Origin of the sequence: Nocardioides faecalis, assembly GCF_018388425.1 — a bacterium.
Taxonomy (GTDB): Bacteria; Actinomycetota; Actinomycetes; order Propionibacteriales; family Nocardioidaceae; genus Nocardioides; species Nocardioides faecalis.
Genome location: NZ_CP074406.1, coordinates 2,529,118 through 2,547,095, shown reverse-complemented (window position 1 = coordinate 2,547,095; position 17,978 = coordinate 2,529,118). Strand labels below are relative to the sequence as shown.

The window sequence follows — 17,978 nt, the reverse complement described above, 5'->3', positions numbered from 1 at the left end:
GCATCAACCTTTCGACGGTGCGGCCCGGAGCGGACCGCTGGTACCGGTGAGACCCGTCCCGCGGGTGCGGGCACGGGCGGCGCGCTGCAGTGCGGCCAGCGCGATGTCGACGAGCAGGGCCAGCGCGGCGACGAGCAGCGCACCGGCCAGCATCTGCGGGTAGTCCCGGGACTTCAGGCCGGCGAACAGGTAGCGCCCCAACCCGTTGTCGGAGATGTACGCCGCCAGGGTGGCCGTGGCGACGACCTGCAGCGTCGCGGCGCGGATCCCGCCGAGCAGCACGTCCGCGCCCAGGGGCACCTCGACACGGCTGATCAGCTGCCAGGTGCTCATGCCCAGGGCCCGCGCGGCGTCGACGGCGGTGCGGTCGGCGGACCCCACCCCGGCGTAGGCGCCGGCGAGCAGGGAGGGGAAGGCGAGCGCGACCAGCGCCAGCAGCGGCGCCTCCAGCCCGATCCCCAGCCACAGCCCGAGCAGGGTGAGCAGGCCGAGGGTGGGCACCGCGCGCACGGCGCCGGCCAGCGCCACCACCAGCACCCGGCCGCGACCGGAGTGACCGATGACGATGCCGAGTGGCACCGCGACGAGCGCAGCCAGCGCCACGGCGGCGAAGCTGATCCACAGGTGCTGCACCAGGCGGGTGTCGATGCCGCCGGGGCCGCCCCAGTGCGCGCCGTCGCCGATCCAGGCCAGCGCCTCGGAGAACAGGTTCACCGCGCCACCCCCGGTACGACGTCCGGCACCGCGCTCGGGCCGGGGACGCCGACGCGGGCCCGGCGCCGGCTGGGGCGGCGGTTCCACGGCGTGAGCACGATGCCGAGCCCGACCAGCACGAGGTCCAGCAGCACCGCGAGCGCCATCGTAGCCACCACGCCGGTGACGATCTCGGCCTGGATGCCGCGCTGGAAGCCGTCGGTCAGCAGGTTGCCGAGGCTGGGGATGCCGACCAGTGCGCCGATCGTGACCAGGCTGACCGTGCTCACCGAGATCACCCGGATCCCGGACAGCAGCACGGGCAGGGCCAGCGGCAGGTCCACGCGCAGCAGCAGCCCGGTGCGGGAGTAGCCCATCGCCTCGGCGGCCTCGCGCACCCGGGGATCGACCGAGCGGAACGCCTCGGCGGCGGTGCCGGCGAGCAGGGCGGTGCCGTAGACGGCCAGCGCCACGACGAGGGTCAGGCCCGAGCGCAGCGGGATGCCGAGCAGCACGGGGATGACGATGAGCAGGGGCAGTGCCGGCACGGAGTAGAGCAGCCCGGCGGCGCCGAGCACCACCGCGCCGGCCCGCGGCCAGCGCCAGGCGATGCGGCCCAGCAGCACGGCGACGACGACACTGATCGCGATGGCGGGCGCGGCGAGGCGCAGGTGCTGGAGCGTCATCTCCAGCACGAAGTCCCGGTTGAGGGACAGCCAGCTCACGCGAGCACCCCCACCGGCCGCCCGTCGCCGTCGACGACCAGCCGCCGTCCCTTCACCTCGACGGTGCTCAGCGTGCGTTCGGACCGCTCGGTGCCGACGAAGTCGCGCACGAAGTCGTCGGCCGGGGCGGCCACGATCTCCTGGGGGGTGCCGGCCTGGGCGACGACGCCGCCGGTGCGCAGGATGATGACGGTGTCGCCGAGCCGGAAGGCCTCGTCGACGTCGTGGGTGACCAGGACGATCGTCTTGCCCAGCTCGGCCTGCAGGCCGAGCAGCTGGTCCTGCAGGTCGCGCCGCACGATGGGGTCGACCGCACCGAACGGCTCGTCCATCAACAGCACCTCGGGCTCCGCGGCCAGCGCCCGGGCGACGGCCACCCGCTGCTGCTGGCCGCCGGAGAGCTGGCCCGGGAATCGGCGGGCCAGTGAGTGCTCGAGGCCGACCAGGGTGAGCAGGTCCATCGCCTTGTCCCGGGCGGCGCGCCGTGGGGTGCCGGTCAGCACGGGCACGGTGGCGACGTTGTCCACCACGCGGCGGTGCGGCAGCAGGCCACCGGCCTGCGGCACGTAGCCGATGGAGCGGCGCAGGGCGACCTTGTCGAGCTCACGCACGTCACGTCCGTCGATCCGCACCGTGCCGGCGGTGGGGTCCACCATCCGGTTGACCATCCGCATGAGCGTGGTCTTGCCCGAGCCGGAGGAGCCCACGAGGGCGAGCGTGCTGTGCGACTCCACGGTCGCGGAGAAGTCCCGCACCGCCACGGTGCCGTCGGGGTAGGTCTTCGTGACGGAGTCGAATTGGATCCCCATTGCTGTCCCATCGCGTGGCCGTCGTCGGTGCCGGCCCCGGTGCGCGCGGGCCGTTGGTGAGCCTAGGCGGTGGGGGTGAGCGTGCGCATCACTCTGCGCACCACTCTGCGCAGCGTTCGGTGGGGCGCGGGCTCAGCCGGAGTGGTCCGAGTGGCCGTGCGTCGGGGGGTAGGGCCGGAACGAGCGCATCCGGCGCATGTACCCCGGCACCCGGCGTGCCGAGAGCGAGCGCGGCCAGTCGCTGGCCCGGAACCACGCGTCGGAGCCGCCGTCGACGAAGATGATGCTGCCGCACAGGAAGTCGGCGGCGTCGGAGAGCATGAAGGTCACCCAGCGCGCCAGGTGGTCGGGGTCGCCGAACCCGCCGATCGGCACCGGGAACGCCTTGATCCGCTTCGCCTCCGCCGGGGTGGCCAGCTGCTGCTGCAGCAGCGGCGTCAGGATCGCGCCGGGCGCGATGGCGTTGAGCCGGATGCCGGCGCCGGCCCACTCGCGGGTCACCGCGTGGCGTCGTACCCAGTGGCTGACGGCGATCTTGGAGGCGCCGTAGGCGAACGACGGCGCCATCTTCGCCCCCAGGAGCCGGATCCTGCGCAGCGCCTTCTCCATGTCGCGGTCGATGATCGCGTCGGTGGTGGCGCGCGCGATGAGCGGCACGGTGGTGGTGGAGTTGCTGGAGAAGACCACCACCTTGGCGTTGCCTGCGGCGGCCAGGGCCGGGCGCCAGGCCTCGAGCAGGTCGACGACGCCGAGGAAGTTGACCTCCAGGATCAGCTGCGGCCGGTCGGCGCCGGGGGCGGGACCGATGCCGGCCGCGAGCACCGCACCGTCGAGGCGGCCCTCGCAGCGTTCCAGCACCTCCCGGGCGGCCGCGCCCCGGCCGGTCGGCGTGGACAGGTCGGCGACGACGTCGGCGTCCTTGATGTCGACGGTCAGCACGGTGTGTCCGTCGGAGCGGAGCCGGTCGACGACCGCCGCGCCCATGCCGGAGGCCGAACCGGTGACTGCGTAGGTACCCACCCGGCCACTGTAGAACTTGTTCTCGAGAACCGGGAGTGGTCTCGGCGCGCCCGCACGACTCTCCGTGCCACCGAGGGGCGCCCGCGCCCGCGTCGTGCGCTAGCCTGGGAGGCACCACCGGACGTCCGTCGTACGACGCCGCTCCCGGTGACGTTCACCTGATCGGCGGTCTCCCGCAGCAGCGCGAGCCGTCGGCGAACCTGGCGGGGCCAGCCCCGTCGTCGGAAGGACACCTGTGGGTCGAGGAGGCCAGCGGGGCGCGACGCAGCAGCGGCGCGGCTCCCAGGCGTCGCGTGCGCGGCGCAACGAGGAAGGCATCATCCCCCAGCTCGCGCGTGCGGTGCGCGAGGTGGAGTCGGCGGTCGCCCGGCGCTCGGCCATGCCGGAGGTGCGGGCGAAGTTCCAGGTCGTCGCGCTGCTGGCCCGCGAGGAGCGGACCCGGGTCAAGAACGACCCCGACCTCTCCGAGAGCCGCCGCGGCGAGGAGCTGAAGCGCCTCGACGGGATCGCCACGATCCTGGCGCAGACCGCGGCCCGCGACAGCACGCTGTTCACCCTGCTCGACGAGAACGCCGAGATGTCGGAGTCGGCCAAGGCGATGCGCCGCGAGCTGCTGCGCAAGGCCGGCGTCGAGGAGCCCGAGTCGGAGCCCGAGCCGCAGGCGGTCGACCCCGAGGCGGCGGCGCTGGCCGAGAAGCGGGTCATCCCGCCGTCGGTGCAGGCCCGCCAGCTCGCCAACCCGTTCCTGGCGCCCGACTTCACCCACGCCCGCGCCCGCGTGCGTCCACGCCGCCTCGCCGGCTGGGAGCTGCTCGAGCCGCTGTTCCGCTCCTTCGAGCGGGCCGCGCCCGACGCCCCGGCCTGCATGGCGATGCCGGACGCCGACCAGCTCACCTCGTTGACCGGCCGGCACGCACCCGCGGGACGCGAGCTGATGCCGCACCAGGCGCAGCTGGTGGCCTCCGCGGCCGCCGGGCACCGCACCTACCTGCTGGCCGACGAGCCGGGCCTGGGCAAGACCGCGCAGGCGCTGCTCGCCGCCGAGGCCGCCGGCGCCTTCCCGCTGCTGGCCGTGGTGCCGAACGTGGTGAAGACCAACTGGGCCCGCGAGGTCGACCTGTGGATCCCGAACCGCCGGGTCACCGTCCTGCACGGTGACGGCGAGGACGCCGACGGGTTCGCGGACGTCTTCGTGGTCAACTACGAGATCCTCGACCGCCACGTCGGCTGGCTCGGCACCCACGGTTTCCGCGGGATGATCGTCGACGAGGCGCACTACATCAAGAACAAGACCTCCCAGCGCTCGCAGAACGTGCTGGAGATCTCCGAGCGGATCCGGGCCCGGATCGCGCGCCCACTGATGATGGCGCTGACCGGCACCCCGCTGATCAACGACATCGAGGACTTCCGCGCGATCTGGCAGTTCCTGGGCTGGATCGACGACGTGGTGCCCCAGGGCGAGCTGATGGAGGCACTCGAGGAGACCGGGCTGACCCCGGCCGACCCGGCGTTCTACCCGGCGGCGCGGCGCGCGGTGATCGACCAGGGCATCGTGCGGCGCCGCAAGATCGACGTCGCCGCCGACATCCCGGCACGCCGGGTCGCCGACATCCCGGTCGAGCTCGAGGGCGAGGCCGGCCGCTCCATCCGCAAGGCCGAGCAGGAGCTCGCCCGCCGCATGGTCGAGCGGTACGACGCCGCGCTCTCCACCCGCCGCAGCGGCGCCGTGGTCGAGGGCATCGACCACCGGCTGGTCCGTCAGGTCGCCGGCTGGGAGCGCGAGGACAGCTCCGCCAAGACCGGCGAGAACGTCTTCGAGATGCTGCGCCGCATCGGCAAGGCCAAGGCCGGCCTGGCCGCGGACTACACCGCGCAGCTGGCCCGCAACGTGGGCAAGGTCGTCTTCTTCGCCAAGCACATCGACGTCATGGACACCGCCGAGAAGACGTTCGCCGAGCGCGGCATCCGGTTCACCTCGGTGCGCGGCGACCAGTCCTCCACGGTGCGGCAGAAGGCGATCGACGCCTTCGTCAACGACCCGGACGTGCAGGTCGCGGTCTGCTCGCTGACCGCGGCCGGGGTCGGGCTCAACCTGCAGGTGGCCTCCAACCTGGTGCTGGCCGAGCTGTCCTGGACCGACGCCGAGCAGACCCAGGCCATCGACCGGGTGCACCGCATCGGCCAGGCCGAGCCCGTCACGGCGTGGCGCGTGATCGCCACCCAGACGCTGGACACCCGCATCGCGGAGCTGATCGACAAGAAGGCCGGGCTGGCCGCGCGGGCGCTGGACGGTGCCGGCGAGGACGTCGAGGGTGCCGCCGTCGACATGCAGACCGAGGCGCTGGTCGCGCTGCTCACCGCAGCCCTGCAGGCCCGCGGGGACTGAGCGGGCCCGTCCCGAGCACGGCGGCGGCGGGCGCGACAGATGTGCCCGCCGATGCCGTGTCACATCCGGGCGCGCTGTCTCGTCCACCCGGCATGGACGACAACCACATCTCCACGAAGATCGCCGTCGCCGGCGGCACCGGGCTGCTCGGACGCCTCGTCACCGAGGAGGTCCGCGTCCGCGGGCTCACCCCGGTGGTGATCGCCCGCTCCCACGGCATCGACCTGACCACCGGTGCCGGCCTGGACGCGGCGCTCGCCGACGTCGACGCCGTCGTCGACGCCAGCAACGTCGCCAGCCTCAGTGCCCGGCGCTCGATCGCCTTCTTCACCGCGGCAACCACGAACCTGCTCGCCGCGGAGCAACGCGCCGGTGTGCGCCACCACGTCGCCGTCTCCGTCGTCGGCTGCGACCGCGTCGACCTGCCGTACTACCTCGGCAAGCGTCGTCAGGAGGAGCTCGTCGCGGCCGGCGGCGTGCCCTGGTCGCTGCTGCGCGCCACCCAGTTCCACGAGTTCGCGGCCCAGGTCGCGGGCCAGGGACCACCCCTGCTCGCGCCGGCGCCGCGGATGCGGTGCCGACCGGTCGCCGCACGCGAGGTCGCGGCCGCGCTGGTGGACGCCGCCGTGGGGCCCGCCCGCGGCCGGCTGCCCGACCTCGCCGGACCCGGCCCGGAGCGGCTCGACGACCTCGTGCGCCGTGTGGTGCACCATCGGCGCATGCGTCGTGTCGTCGTACCCGTGCCGCTGGTGGGTGCCGTCGGCCGCCAGGTGTCCGCCGGCGGGCTGCTGCCCGACGCACCGGCGGTCATCGGCCGCGAGACCTGGACCGAGTGGCTGGCCCGTGCCTGACCCCGTGCCCGGCTCCGTGCCTGACCCCGTGCCTGATCCCGTGCCTGACCCGGTGCCCGGCTCCGGTCGCCTCGAGGAGCTCGCCGTCGCCTACGACGCGCTGCGGCCCCGGATGGTGCGGGTCGGGTACGCGATCGTGGGCAGCCGCGCCGAGGCCGAGGACGTCGTCGCGGACTGCTGGACCCGGCTGGTCGACGCCGACGCGGGCCCGGCCGGCCCGGTGCGCGACGTCGTCGGCTGGCTGACCGTCGCGGTCGCCCGGGCGGCCACCGACGTGCTGCGCTCGGCGCGCCTGCGCCGCGAGCAGTACGTCGGCCCGTGGCTGCCCGAGCCCTTCGTCGACCCGCTGCCGGGCGCTGGCGCGGGCGCCGCGGCTGCGGGACCGTCCGGGGGCGCGGCGGCCGGCGACCCCGCGGACCGGGTCACCCTGGACGAGTCGGTGGGCTACGCGCTGCTGGTGGTGCTGGAGGCGCTGTCACCGGCCGAGCGCACGGCGTTCGTGCTGCACGACGTCTTCGGGATGCCCTTCGGCGAGGTCGCGGACGCGGTGGGTCGCAGCCCGGCGGCGGTGCGGCAGCTGGCCTCCCGGGCCCGGGCGCACCTCGCCGCGCACCCGGTGAGGTTCGAGGTCTCGCGCGCGGCCCACGAGGCGGTGCTGGGCCGGTTCCTCGCCGCGGCCGGCGGCGGCGATCTGGCGGCCCTGGTGGCCACGCTGGACCCCGACGTGGTGCTGACCTCGGACGGCGGCGGCGTGGTCAGCGCGGCGCGACGGCCCGTGCACGGCGCGGACCGGGTCGCCCGATTCCTGCTCGGCACCCTGCAGCGTGCCGCCACCGACGCCGAGGTGGAGCTGTGGCACGCCAACGGCGCCCCGGCGATCGGCATCCGCGAGGGCGGGGTGCTCACCACGCTGGTGGTGCTCACCGTCATCGGCGAGGCAGCCTCGCGGATCGACCTGATCCGGGCACCGGACAAGCTCGCCGCCGTGGAGCGGCAGCGAGTGCCCTGAGGCGCCCCGCCACGAGGGCAGGTCGCGAAACCCCTCCGACCAGCGCGATAAAAGGCCGTGCCTACTACTCGATCCCATCCGCATTGGAGGGAAATCCCATCGGGGCTGCCGGAACCTCTGGCGAGCCGGACGGCGTTCGGGACACCGCCATCTGACGCAAGGGACGGCCACTGACCCGCGTGCGCGAGCCAACCCGAGAGCGCGATCATTTTTCGAGGCAATCGCGATCTACCCCACGAGCCTCAGGGGGTCAGCAGCCGCTGGATGGCGTCGCCGTACAGCTCGACCAGGTCGTCGGTCGCGGCCGCGGTCAGCGTCGGGTCCTCCAGCATGAAGAGGGCGTTGAGCAGGCCGCCGAGCTGGGCGACGGCGAGGGCGACGCGCAGCTCGCGGCGCTCGCCGGAGAGCCGGGGCGCCAGCGGTCCGACGTACTTCTCCAGGTTGTGCCGCACGATCTCCTCCCGCACCTGGCCCAGGTGCGCGGCGCGGGCGATCGCGACGTAGCGCTGGCGCAGCACGGTGCGCTGGGGGTCGAGGAAGTAGGCGACCAGCCGGCGGCCGAAGGTCTCCAGGGGCCCCTCGACGAGCGCGTCGATGCCCAGGGAGGTGTCGACGGTGGCGAGGAAGAGTGCCTCCTTCGACCCGAAGTGCCGGATCACCAGGGCGGGGTCGACCCCGGCCCGGGCGGCGATCGCGCGCACGGAGGTGGCGTCGAAGCCACCGGCGGCGAAGAGGTCGCGGGCGGCCACCTCGATCGCGTTCCGGGTGGCGCGGCCGGCGGGCCGCAGCCGGTCGGCGTCGCGAGGTGCGGCGCGTTCGGGCGACGAGATGTGGGCCACGCCACCACCGTAGGCCATCGCAGACTTCGGTCAACACTGTTGACACGCATGGAGTCAACGCCGTTGACTCTGCCCTCGTGACTCAGACCTCATCCGGCGCGGGCTCGGCCGCGGACGCCGTCCCGAACGACCCGAGCGAGCTGGGCCGGCGCGGCACCCCGCTGCTCACGGTGGTCGTGCTGTGCCTGGGCGGCCTCGTCGCCGCGCTGACCCAGACGATGGTGATCCCGATCCAGGGCGAGCTCGGCCGGCTGCTGTCCACCTCGGAGGCCAACGCCTCCTGGGTGGTCACCTCCACCCTGGTCTCCGGGGCGGTGGCGATGCCGATCGCGGGCCGCCTGGCGGACCTGTTCGGCAAGCAGCGGGTGCTGATGATCTGCTCGCTCATCCTTGTGCTCGGCTCCGGTATCTGCGCGCTCAGCAACACGCTGGCGCCGATGCTGGCGGGCCGGATGCTGCAGGGCTTCGCGATGGGCTTCATCCCCGTCGGCATCGCGCTGATGCGCGAGGTCACCCCGCCGCGGCTGACCGCGTCGGCCATGGCCGCGATGAGCGCGACCCTCGGCGTGGGTGGGGCGATCGGCCTGCCGCTGTCGGCCTGGATCGTGGAGTACTTCAGCTGGCACACGCTCTTCTGGGTCTCCACCGCGCTGGCCGCGGTGGTGGCGCTCGCGGTCGCCACCCTGGTGCCGCACGTGCGCGACGCGGTCGGCGGCCGCTTCGACGTCGTCGGCGCCCTCGGCCTGGCGCTGGGCCTGGTCGGGCTGCTGGTCGGGGTCTCGAAGGGCAACGAGTGGGGCTGGGCCTCGGGTCGCACCGTGGGGCTGCTGGTCGCCGGCGTCGTGGTGCTCCTCGCCTGGGGGGTCTTCGAGCTGCGCAGCAGCGACCCGCTGTGCGACCTGCGGGTCAGCGCCCGGCGTCCGGTGCTGCTCACCAACCTCGCGGCGATCGCGGTCGGCTTCGGCATGATGGCCCAAGGCATCGTGACCCCGCGGCTGCTGCAGTCTCCGTCGGCCACCGGCTACGGCCTGGACCAGACGCTGCTGGAGACCGGGCTGTGGATGGCTCCGGGCGGCATCGTGATGATGCTCTTCTCGCCGGTCTCGGGCCGCCTCATCGGCGCCCTCGGTGCTCGAGTGACGTTGATGATCGGCGGCTCCGTCATCGGGTCGGGTTATGTGTTCATGGTCTTCCTGACCGACGCGCCCTGGCAGCTGATGGTCGCGGGCTGCATCATCTCGGCAGGCGTCGGCATCGGCTACGCGGCGATGCCGACGCTGATCCTGCAGTCGGTGCCGATGAGTGAGGCGGGCTCCGCGGTGGGCATCAACAGCCTGATGCGCTCCGTGGGCACCAGTGTCTCGGCGGCGGTCATGGCCGCGATCCTGACCTCCGCCACCCTCGGGCTCGGTGGCCACGAGCTGCCCAGCGAGGGCGCCTTCACCGCCTGCTTCATCGTCGGGGCGTGCGGTGCGTTCCTCGGCGTGCTGCTCGCCGCCCTGGTGCCGAAGGCCGTGCCCGAGCGGTCCGCAGCGGCGCTCCAGGGCCGGAGCCGGGTGTGATCTGGGTCTGATCCTGGCCCCGACCAGGGATCGGGTGCCCGGGTGTGGGCAAGGATGACGGTGTGTCCGCACCGTTGCTCTCCACTGACCCCGCTGCCGACGCGATCCGGCGCGCAGCCCTCCGCCGGATGCGCACCGTGGCGGTCTCGCTGCTGCTCTTCGCCGCCGTGGTCTACCTCCTCACCCTCGACGGCGAGGGGGTGTGGGGCTTCGTCAACGCCGGAGCGGAGGCGTCGATGGTCGGCGCCATCGCCGACTGGTTCGCCGTCACCGCCCTGTTCCGGCACCCGATGGGCCTGCCGGTCCCGCACACCGCGCTGATCCCCAAGCGCAAGGCCGAGCTCGGCCGCGGGCTGGAGGAGTTCGTCGGGGAGAACTTCCTGCAGGAGGAGATCATCCGCGAGCGGGTGATCAACGTCGGCATCGCGCAGCGGGTGGCGGACTGGCTGGCGGTGCCCGCGAACGCCGACCGGGTGGTGACCGAGGGCTCGGAGATCGCCGCACGCGTCCTCGGCAAGGTGCGCGAGGAGCACATCGAGGCGCTGGTCACCGAGGCGCTGGTGCCCCGGTTCCGCGAGGAGCCGATCGCGCCGCTGCTGGGCGGCCTGCTCACCGAGGCGCTGCACGACGACCTGCACCACGGGCTGGTCGAGCTGATGCTCGAGGAGATGCACGGCTGGCTGCTCGCCAACCCGGAGACGGTGCGCGAGGTCCTCGGCGAGCGCGCCCCCTGGTGGTCCCCGGACCGGCTCAACGAGTTCGTCATCGACCGCGCCCACATCGAGATGGTCCGCTGGGTCGCCGACATCCGGGCCACCCCCGACCACCGCGCCCGCAAGGCGCTCGACTCGATGCTCAACCGGCTCGCCGGGGACCTGCTCAACGACGCCGCCACCCAGGAGCGCACCGAGCGGCTCAAGGAGCGGGTGCTCGAGCACCCCGCCGTGCTCAACACCGCCGTGTCGCTGTGGAAGGCGTTGCGCAAGGCGCTGCTGGGCTCGCTCAAGGACCCCGAGGGCGCGGTCCGGCTGCGTCTGCTGGCGGAGATCGAGCACGGCTCGGCCCGCCTGCGCACCGACGCCGCGCTGCGCGAGCGCCTCGACCGGCACGCGGCCGACGCCGCCGTCTTCGCCGTCGAGCGGTACGGCGCGGAGCTGACCGCGGTGATCACCAACACCATCGAGAAGTGGGACGGCAAGGAGGCCGCGTCCCGCATCGAGCTGCACGTCGGGCGCGACCTGCAGTTCATCCGGATCAACGGCACCATCGTCGGTGGCCTGGTCGGCGTGCTCATCCACGCCGTCGCGGTCACCCTCCACTGATCGAGTGGCCCGGGCGGCCGCCTAGGCTGGGGGAGTGGCAGCACCCATGGACGTCGGCATCCGCGACGCGTCGATCCGGCTCGGTCAGTTCCTCAAGCTCGCGAACCTCGTGGAGTCCGGCGCGGAGGCCAAGCCGTTGATCGCCGACGGCCTGGTCCGGGTCAACGGCGAGGTCGAGACCCGCCGAGGCCGTCAGCTCGTCGCCGGCGACCTCGTCGAGCTCGGCGGCCAGGCCGCGCGGGTGGTCGAGGGCGACGTGCCCGACAACCTGCCCTGGTAGCCGGAAACAGCCGGGCGAGCTGGAAGAAGCACCGCGCCGCCCCCCGGTGCGGGGAGCGGCGCGGAACGTGGCTGGCGTGCTGTCGAGCGCGGTGGCTCAGCTGACCTCGAGCAGGTCGACGACGAAGATCAGCGACTCGCCCGGCTTGATGACGCCGCCGGCGCCGCGGTCGCCGTACCCCAGGTGCGGCGGGATGACGAGCTGACGGCGACCGCCGACCTTCATCCCCTGCACGCCGGTGTCCCAGCCCTGGATCACCTGGCCGACGCCGAGGCGGAACTTGAGCGGGGCGCCGCGGTTGTACGACGCGTCGAACTCCTCACCGGTGGACAGCGCCACGCCGACGTAGTGCACCGAGACGGTGCTGCCGGCCCTCGCCTCGTCACCGTCGCCGACGGTGATGTCGGTGACGACGAGGTCGGTGGGCGGGGTGGGGTCGACGAAGTCGATCTCGGGCTTCTCCATGCGCCCAGCCTACGGGCACGCACCGGTCCGGGGACCGCCGCGGCCGGTCCGCCGGCGCCGGGCCCGGTCGCTGTGATCTGCCTCCCAATGGGCGGCACGGGTTGCCCGAGGGCCGAACCCCGGGGATACTCGGCAAACTAGAACATGTTCTACGTGGGGGATTGGTTCGAGTGTACGACTTCGAAGGAGCACACGGCGAGGGGGCCGGGGGTGGTCCCTCCCGCGCGCTGACGCTGCTGGAGCCGGCGCGCTGGAGCGTGGAGTACGGCGCCTCGCGCCTGCTCGAGCTGCTGCCCGCCGAACGCGGACTGGGGGAGGACCGCCCGGTGCTGGTGCTGCCCGGCTTCTCCGCCCACGACGCACTGACCGGACGGCTCCGGGCCCACCTGCGCCGCCGCGGCTGGCACGTGCACGGCTGGGGGCTGGGCGCCAACCACGGGCTCACCGAGGCGATCGTCTCCGGCCTGCCCGCCCGGTTCACCGAGCTCTCCGAGCACCACGGCCAGCCGATCAGCGTGGTCGGCTGGAGCTTCGGCGGCCTGCTCGCGCGCTGGCTCGCCCACGAGCACCCCGAGGCGGTGCGCCAGGTGGTGTGCCTGGGCTCACCGTGGCGCGCGGAGGGCGAGCGCACCCGCGCCACCGCCCTGTTCGAGCGCTCGCGGGTCAAGCACGGCATCGTCGAGAACGCCCGCGAGATCGTGGACCGGCTCCGCGGCCCGGTGCCGGTGCCGTTGAGTGCGGTCTGGTCCCGTTCCGACGGTGTCGTGCCGTGGCGTGGCTGCGTCGTCGACGAGAGCGACCACCCGCCGGCGGAGAACGTCGAGGTCGTCTCCAGCCACGTCGGCCTCGTGGCGAACCCCGTCGTGCTGCGCGTGGTCACCGACCGGCTCAGCGCCGACCCCGCTCGGTGGCGGCCGTACGCGGCCTCCGTCCCCGGGGCCTGCGCGGCCCAGGTCGGCGCGCCCACCCCGGCGGGTGCGCGATGAGCGCGCTGGAGCAGCGCGACCCGGCGTACGTCGCCGCGGCGCTGCCGCTGCTGAGGCTGGCGGTGAAGGGCTACTTCCGCTCCACGGTCGAGGGCATGGAGAACGTGCCGGACGGTGGGGCGCTGCTGGTGGGCAACCACTCGGGCGGGCTCACGCCGATGGACGTGCCGATCATCCTGGTCGCCTTCGCCGAGGCGTTCGGCACCGAGCGGCCGCTGCACTGCCTGGCCCACGACATGCTCTTCACGGGCGCGGCCGGTCCGCTGATGCGCCGGTTCGGCTTCGTCCGGGCCGACCGCGAGAGCGCGCAGGAGATCCTCACCTCCGGCGGCGCGACCATCGTGTTCCCCGGCGGCGACTACGACACCTTCCGCCCGACGCTGCGGGGCAACGTGATCGACTTCCGCGGCCGCACCGGCTACGTGCGCACCGCCCTGCGTGCCGGCGTGCCGATCGTGCCGGTGGTCTCGATCGGCGGGCAGGAGGCACAGCTCTTCCTGACCCGTGGGCAGGCGCTCGGCCGCCGCTCCCCGCTGCGCAGGCTGATGCGCACCGACCTGCTGCCCTTCGGGTTCGGCTTCCCGTTCGGTCTCGCCCCGGCGCCGCTGAACTTCCCGCTGCCGACGAAGATCAGCACCCGGGTGCTGGACCCGATCGACCCGGCGACCGCGCTGGACAGCGACGACGTCCCGGGTGACGGCCCGGGTGACGGCCCGGGTGACGGCCCAGGCGGGATCGAGGCCGGCAGCGACGAGCACGTCGCGCGAGTCGACGCGCTGGTGCGCGAGCGCATGCAGGAGGCCCTCGACGAGCTGGCGCGGGCCCGACGCTTCCCGGTGCTGGGATGAGCAGCCGGATGGGGGGCCCGCTGGGCTGGCTGCGCACCCAGCTGTGGGTGTTCGGGGTGCTGGTGCGCAGCCGGATGCTGGTGCCGATGAGCCCGGCCAAGTACGTGCGGCTCATCGGGGTGCTGCGCGCCCAGGGCACCAACGCCACCACCAGCTTCGCGCTGGCTGCGGTGCGCGACCCCGACGGCGCGGGCCTGGTCGACGAGCGCGGCACGCTCACCTGGCGCGAGCTGCAGGAGCGGTGTGCGGCCCTGGCCGTGGGGATCGCCGAGGCCGCCGGTCCGGTGGACACGATCGCGGTGCTGTGCCGCAACCACCGCGGCTTCGTCGACGCGCTGCAGGCCGGCTCCCGGCTCGGGTGCAGCGTCCTGCTGCTCAACACCGGCTTCTCCGGTCCGCAGCTGGCCGAGGTGATGCAGCGCGAGGGCGCCCGCGTCATCGTGTACGACGAGGAGTTCACCGGCATCGTCGGCGACGCCCGCGCCCGGGTGCCCGGCCTGGTCGAGATCCTGGCGTGGACCGACGCCGAGCCGGGGCCGGAGACGCTGAGCACGGAGCGGATGATCGCCGCGCACGCCGGCAAGGCACCGCCGCGTGCCGCCACCCGCGGCCGCGTGGTGCTGCTGACCTCGGGCACCACCGGCACCCCCAAGGGCGCCCGGCGCAGCGGCGGCGGCGCCGACGAGCTCGCCGGGATGCTGGAGATGATCCCGTGGCGCGGCGGCGAGCGCACCGTCGTGGTCGCGCCGATGTTCCACGCCTGGGGCTTCGGTCAGCTGATCATCTCCGCGACCATGACCTGCACGGTGATCACCCGGCGCCGCTTCGACCCCGAGGCCACGCTGGCGCTGGTCGACGAGCACCGTGCCACCGGGCTCAGCGTGGTGCCGGTGATGCTGGAGCGGATCATGGACCTGCCGCAGCAGGTGCTGGAGCGCTACCGCCTCGACAGCCTCCGCTTCGTCTCCGCCAGCGGCTCGCGGATGCGGCCGCAGTCGGTGGTGGCGTTCATGGACCGCTTCGGCGACCTGGTGCACAACAGCTACAACGCCACCGAGGCGGGCCAGATCAGCGTGGCCCGACCCGCGGACCTGCGCCATGCGCCCGACACCGCGGGCCGGCCGGTGCGGGGCACCCTGCTGCGCGTCGTCGACGACGAGGGCCGCGACGTGCCGGCGGGCACGGTGGGCCGGATCCTGGTCTGCGGCGCCTCGCCGTTCGACGGCTACACCGGCGACTCGGAGAAGGAGTTCATCGGCGACTTCATGGTCAGCGGCGACGTCGGCCGGCTCGACGCCGAGGGTCGGCTCTACGTGGTCGGCCGCGACGACGACATGATCGTCTCCGGCGGCGAGAACGTGTACCCGATCGAGGTCGAGAAGGTGCTCGGCGAGCATCCCGGCGTCCGCGAGGTCGTCGTGGTGGGCGTGGACGACGAGGCGTTCGGCCAGCGCCTGGCGGCGTACGTCGTGCCGGCCGCGGGCGCACAACCGCTCGACGTCGGCGTGGACGACCTCAAGGCCCACGTGCGGGACCGGCTGGCCGGCTACAAGGTGCCGCGCGACGTGGTGCTGCTCGACGCGCTGCCGCGCAACGCCTCCGGCAAGGTGATGGTCCGCGACCTGCCCGGGCCGGGCTGATGACCTCCGGGAGCGCCCCGAGGCCGGTGCGCCCCGCCATCGAGCGGATGACCGGCTTCGACGCCGGCTTCCTGTACATGGAGACGCCGGCGGTGCACATGCACACGCTGAAGATCGCCGTGCTCGCCGGCGGCGAGGACCTCAGCTACGACACGTTCGTCGCCGGCATGCTGGCCCGGCTCAAGCGGCTCCCGCCGCTGCGCCGCCGGGTGGTCGAGGTGCCCTTCGGGATCAACCACCCGGTGTGGGTCACCCAGCGCCGCATCGACGTGCCGCACCACATCCGCCGGCACCGGATCGGCGGCACCGGCAGCATGCGTGACCTGGAGCAGCTGATCGGCATCATCGCCTCCACCCCGCTGCACCGGGACCGGCCGCTGTGGGAGCTGCACTACTGCGAGGGCCTCGAGGGCGGCCGGGTGGCCGTGGTCGGGAAGATGCACCACGCGCTGGCCGACGGTGCTGCCGCCAACGCGCTGCTCGCGAACGTCACCGACGTGCGCTCCGCCGCCAACGCGGAGGCGGCGGCCGAGGAGTTCGCCACCACCGACCGGCTCCCGCGGCGCCGCGACCTGGTGCGGCACGCCTGGGCGGACGCCGCCGCCCAGGCGCGGCTGCTGCCGGGCCTGCTGCGGCGCACGCTGCGCGGCGCCCGGGGCGTGCTGCGCGCCCGCCGCGCCGGCGCCCGCTCGCCGGTGCCGGTCCTGCATGCGCCGCGGGTCTCCTTCAACGGCGCGCTCACCCCGCTGCGCTCGTTCGCGACCGTCTCCGTGCCCCTGGCGGAGATGAAGCGGGTGCGGGCCCAGCACCCCGGGGCCACGCTGAACGACGTGGTGCTGGCGACCACGTCCGGGGCCCTGCGCCGGTGGCTGGCCGAGCGCGGCGAGCAGCCCTCGTCGTCGCTGCTGGCCGGCGTCCCGGTCAGCACCGACGCCCGCGACGCGAAGCCTCGGCTCGGCGGCAACCACGTCTCCAACCTGTTCACCACCTTGGCCACCGACGTCGACGACCCCGCGGAGCGGGTGCGCCGGATCGGCGAGACGACGCGCGACGCCAAGGAGATCCACCACCGGCTCGGCGCCTCGATCCTCCTGGACTGGTCCCAGTTCGCGCCGCCGCGGCCCTTCGCGGCGGCGGTGCGCGCCTACTCCTGGCTGCACGCAGCGTCCTGGCACCCGGCGCCGTTCTCGGTGATCGTGTCCAACGTGCCCGGGCCCCGCGAGCCCGCCACCATCGGTGGTGCCCGGCTGCTGGACCTCTACAGCGTCGGCCCGCTCGTCGACGGTGTCGGCCTCAACGTCACCGTGTGGTCCTACGTGGACCAGATGAACTTCTCCCTGCTTGCCTGCCCCGACCTGCTGCCGGACGTGCACGTGCTGGCGTCGTACTTCCCCGAGGCGCTGCGCGAGCTGGACCTCGCGCGCCCGGGCGCCACGGCGCCGGTGCGCACCGCCGAGGCCGACGACGACGAGCACCGCGGCGCGCAGTCCAGCGCGTGAGCACCCCCTGTCTGCCCCGTCTGAAGGAGTCCCGATGACCATCAAGGTGATCCGCAGCCTCGGACGCCACGCGGTGCGTGCGCAGCTGGCCGGCGCCCGGATCGGCGGGCGGGTGCTCGTGCGCGGCGTGCGCACCGGGATCCGGCGCCACCACCGCGTCCCACGGCTGCCCGACCTGCCGCCCGGACGGCTCGTGGACCTGCCCGGGCGGGGGGAGGTGTTCGCCGTCGACACCGGCGCCCCGCACCCCGGAGCGCCGACGCTGCTGCTCTTCCACGGCCTGGCCACCACGTCGTACCTCAGCTGGTTCACCAGCATCGAGGACCTGAGCGCCAGCTACCGGGTGGTGATGCTCGACCAGCGCTGGCACGGCCGCGGGATCGTCTCGGAGCGGTTCTTGCTCGAGGAGTGCGTCGACGACGCCGCGGCGCTGCTGGACGTGCTCGGCATCGACGAGGTGGTCGCCGTCGGGTACTCGATGGGCGGCGCGCTGGCGCAGCTGTTCTGGCGTCGGCACCGGGAGCGCACGGCGGGCCTGGTGCTGGCCTCCACGCTGGCCCGGTGGCGCTCGAGCCGGGGCGACCTGTTGTTCTACTCCGTCCTCGAGCTCGCCAACGTCCCGCTGCGCGGGCACTACCGGCGCCGGGTGGAGACGGTGCGCACCGCGCTGCCCGACCCCGGTGAGCCGGGCATGGACCTCTCGGAGTGGGCCTGGGGGGAGTTCCGCAGCACGAGCGCCTGGGCGCTGCCGGAGGTCCTCGGTGCGCTGGGCGGCTTCGACGCCCGCTCCTGGCTCGGCGCGGTGGACGTGCCGACGGCGGTGGTCGTCACCGCCCGTGACCGTGCCCTGTCCACGCGCCGGCAGCGCCAGCTCGCGGCGCTGATCCCGACCGCCACCCTCCACGAGGCGCCCGGCGGGCACACCTCGGTGGTCTTCGACGTGGAGCACTGGCTCCCGGTGTTCCTCGCCGCGGTCGCCGACGTCGTCGCCCGGACGGGGCACGCCGCACCGCTGCAGCGCGAACGGCGCGCCTGAGCCAGCAG

The 17,978-nt window shown here is 73.9% G+C and carries 17 protein-coding genes; 11 read left to right on the top strand and 6 right to left on the bottom strand.

What is annotated here, in order from left to right:
- Positions 1–3: 3 nt before the first annotated feature.
- The 4 genes from KG111_RS11880 to KG111_RS11865 form a co-directional block, all read right to left on the bottom strand.
- Positions 4–714, bottom strand: a complete 711-nt coding sequence (locus tag KG111_RS11880) for an ABC transporter permease (RefSeq protein WP_205293062.1) — start codon at positions 712–714, stop codon at positions 4–6.
- Complete coding sequence (locus KG111_RS11875) at positions 711–1,418, bottom strand: ABC transporter permease (protein ID WP_249666105.1); 708 nt, start codon at positions 1,416–1,418, stop codon at positions 711–713. The genes KG111_RS11880 and KG111_RS11875 overlap by 4 nt, the downstream gene beginning before the upstream one ends.
- A complete protein-coding gene (locus KG111_RS11870) occupies positions 1,415–2,227 on the bottom strand; it encodes an ABC transporter ATP-binding protein (protein WP_205293063.1) in 813 nt (270 codons plus the stop codon). Before KG111_RS11870 ends, KG111_RS11875 begins: the two co-directional genes overlap by 4 nt.
- A gap of 132 nt (positions 2,228–2,359) precedes the next feature.
- Positions 2,360–3,247, bottom strand: coding sequence for an SDR family oxidoreductase (locus tag KG111_RS11865; protein WP_205293064.1), 888 nt, complete (start codon positions 3,245–3,247; stop codon positions 2,360–2,362).
- A 235-nt stretch (positions 3,248–3,482) separates the two neighbouring features.
- Between KG111_RS11865 and KG111_RS11860 the strand changes: the two genes are divergently transcribed.
- The 3 genes from KG111_RS11860 (at position 3,483) to sigJ (ending at position 7,493) form a co-directional block, all read left to right on the top strand.
- A complete protein-coding gene (locus KG111_RS11860; protein WP_205293065.1) occupies positions 3,483–5,633 on the top strand; it encodes a DEAD/DEAH box helicase in 2,151 nt (716 codons plus the stop codon).
- Between the two features lie 92 nt (positions 5,634–5,725).
- Positions 5,726–6,484: an SDR family oxidoreductase gene (locus KG111_RS11855; RefSeq protein WP_205293066.1), complete on the top strand. Its 759-nt coding sequence runs from the start codon at positions 5,726–5,728 to the stop codon at positions 6,482–6,484.
- Between the two features lie 40 nt (positions 6,485–6,524).
- A complete protein-coding gene (gene sigJ / locus KG111_RS11850) occupies positions 6,525–7,493 on the top strand; it encodes an RNA polymerase sigma factor SigJ (RefSeq protein WP_249666104.1) in 969 nt (322 codons plus the stop codon).
- Positions 7,494–7,735: 242 nt separating this feature from the next.
- On the opposite strand, the gene KG111_RS11845 is transcribed toward sigJ, so the two are convergent.
- Positions 7,736–8,332: a TetR/AcrR family transcriptional regulator gene (locus KG111_RS11845; protein ID WP_205293067.1), complete on the bottom strand. Its 597-nt coding sequence runs from the start codon at positions 8,330–8,332 to the stop codon at positions 7,736–7,738.
- Between the two features lie 77 nt (positions 8,333–8,409).
- Here KG111_RS11845 and KG111_RS11840 point away from each other — a divergent pair, with 77 nt between their 5' ends.
- The 3 genes from KG111_RS11840 to KG111_RS11830 all read left to right on the top strand — a co-directional run bounded on the left by KG111_RS11840 (position 8,410) and on the right by KG111_RS11830 (position 11,496).
- Positions 8,410–9,894: an MFS transporter gene (locus KG111_RS11840; protein WP_205293068.1), complete on the top strand. Its 1,485-nt coding sequence runs from the start codon at positions 8,410–8,412 to the stop codon at positions 9,892–9,894.
- Positions 9,895–9,956: 62 nt separating this feature from the next.
- Complete coding sequence (locus tag KG111_RS11835) at positions 9,957–11,216, top strand: DUF445 domain-containing protein (protein ID WP_249666103.1); 1,260 nt, start codon at positions 9,957–9,959, stop codon at positions 11,214–11,216.
- Between the two features lie 46 nt (positions 11,217–11,262).
- The gene (locus KG111_RS11830; protein ID WP_205293076.1) at positions 11,263–11,496 is read left to right on the top strand and encodes an RNA-binding S4 domain-containing protein; all 234 of its coding nucleotides are present in this window, start codon (positions 11,263–11,265) and stop codon (positions 11,494–11,496) included.
- 96 nt (positions 11,497–11,592) lie between these two features.
- Here the strand turns inward: KG111_RS11830 and KG111_RS11825 are convergent, their stop codons facing one another.
- Positions 11,593–11,961 carry an FKBP-type peptidyl-prolyl cis-trans isomerase gene (locus KG111_RS11825; RefSeq protein ID WP_205293069.1) on the bottom strand — a complete coding sequence of 123 codons (369 nt, stop codon included), beginning with the start codon at positions 11,959–11,961 and terminating at the stop codon, positions 11,593–11,595.
- A 170-nt stretch (positions 11,962–12,131) separates the two neighbouring features.
- On the opposite strand from KG111_RS11825, the gene KG111_RS11820 reads away from it, so the two are divergent.
- Genes KG111_RS11820 through KG111_RS11800 form a run of 5 tightly spaced genes read left to right on the top strand, consistent with a single transcriptional unit; the run spans position 12,132 to position 17,970 of the window.
- Positions 12,132–12,947 (top strand): esterase/lipase family protein, encoded by an 816-nt coding sequence (locus tag KG111_RS11820; RefSeq protein WP_205293070.1) that lies wholly within the window; start codon positions 12,132–12,134, stop codon positions 12,945–12,947.
- Positions 12,944–13,795, top strand: a complete 852-nt coding sequence (locus KG111_RS11815; protein WP_205293071.1) for a lysophospholipid acyltransferase family protein — start codon at positions 12,944–12,946, stop codon at positions 13,793–13,795. Before KG111_RS11820 ends, KG111_RS11815 begins: the two co-directional genes overlap by 4 nt.
- Entirely contained in the window at positions 13,792–15,435 is a 1,644-nt protein-coding gene (locus KG111_RS11810) for an AMP-binding protein (protein WP_213449990.1), read from the top strand. Before KG111_RS11815 ends, KG111_RS11810 begins: the two co-directional genes overlap by 4 nt.
- The gene (locus KG111_RS11805) at positions 15,435–16,934 is read left to right on the top strand and encodes a wax ester/triacylglycerol synthase family O-acyltransferase (RefSeq protein ID WP_213449989.1); all 1,500 of its coding nucleotides are present in this window, start codon (positions 15,435–15,437) and stop codon (positions 16,932–16,934) included. The genes KG111_RS11810 and KG111_RS11805 overlap by 1 nt, the downstream gene beginning before the upstream one ends.
- Before the next feature lie 34 nt (positions 16,935–16,968).
- A complete protein-coding gene (locus KG111_RS11800; protein WP_205292551.1) occupies positions 16,969–17,970 on the top strand; it encodes an alpha/beta fold hydrolase in 1,002 nt (333 codons plus the stop codon).
- Positions 17,971–17,978: the final 8 nt, after the last annotated feature.

What these genes read in the sequence shown, in the direction of transcription:
- KG111_RS11870 (WP_205293063.1), bottom strand. Translation starts at nt 2,227, where the DNA reads ATGGGGATCCAATTCGACTCCGTCACGAAGACCTACCCCGACGGCACC.
- KG111_RS11855 (WP_205293066.1), top strand. Translation starts at nt 5,726, where the DNA reads ATGGACGACAACCACATCTCCACGAAGATCGCCGTCGCCGGCGGCACC.
- KG111_RS11830 (WP_205293076.1), top strand. Translation starts at nt 11,263, where the DNA reads ATGGACGTCGGCATCCGCGACGCGTCGATCCGGCTCGGTCAGTTCCTC.
- KG111_RS11825 (WP_205293069.1), bottom strand. Translation starts at nt 11,961, where the DNA reads ATGGAGAAGCCCGAGATCGACTTCGTCGACCCCACCCCGCCCACCGAC.
- KG111_RS11815 (WP_205293071.1), top strand. Translation starts at nt 12,944, where the DNA reads ATGAGCGCGCTGGAGCAGCGCGACCCGGCGTACGTCGCCGCGGCGCTG.
- KG111_RS11810 (WP_213449990.1), top strand. Translation starts at nt 13,792, where the DNA reads ATGAGCAGCCGGATGGGGGGCCCGCTGGGCTGGCTGCGCACCCAGCTG.
- KG111_RS11805 (WP_213449989.1), top strand. Translation starts at nt 15,435, where the DNA reads ATGACCTCCGGGAGCGCCCCGAGGCCGGTGCGCCCCGCCATCGAGCGG.
- KG111_RS11800 (WP_205292551.1), top strand. Translation starts at nt 16,969, where the DNA reads ATGACCATCAAGGTGATCCGCAGCCTCGGACGCCACGCGGTGCGTGCG.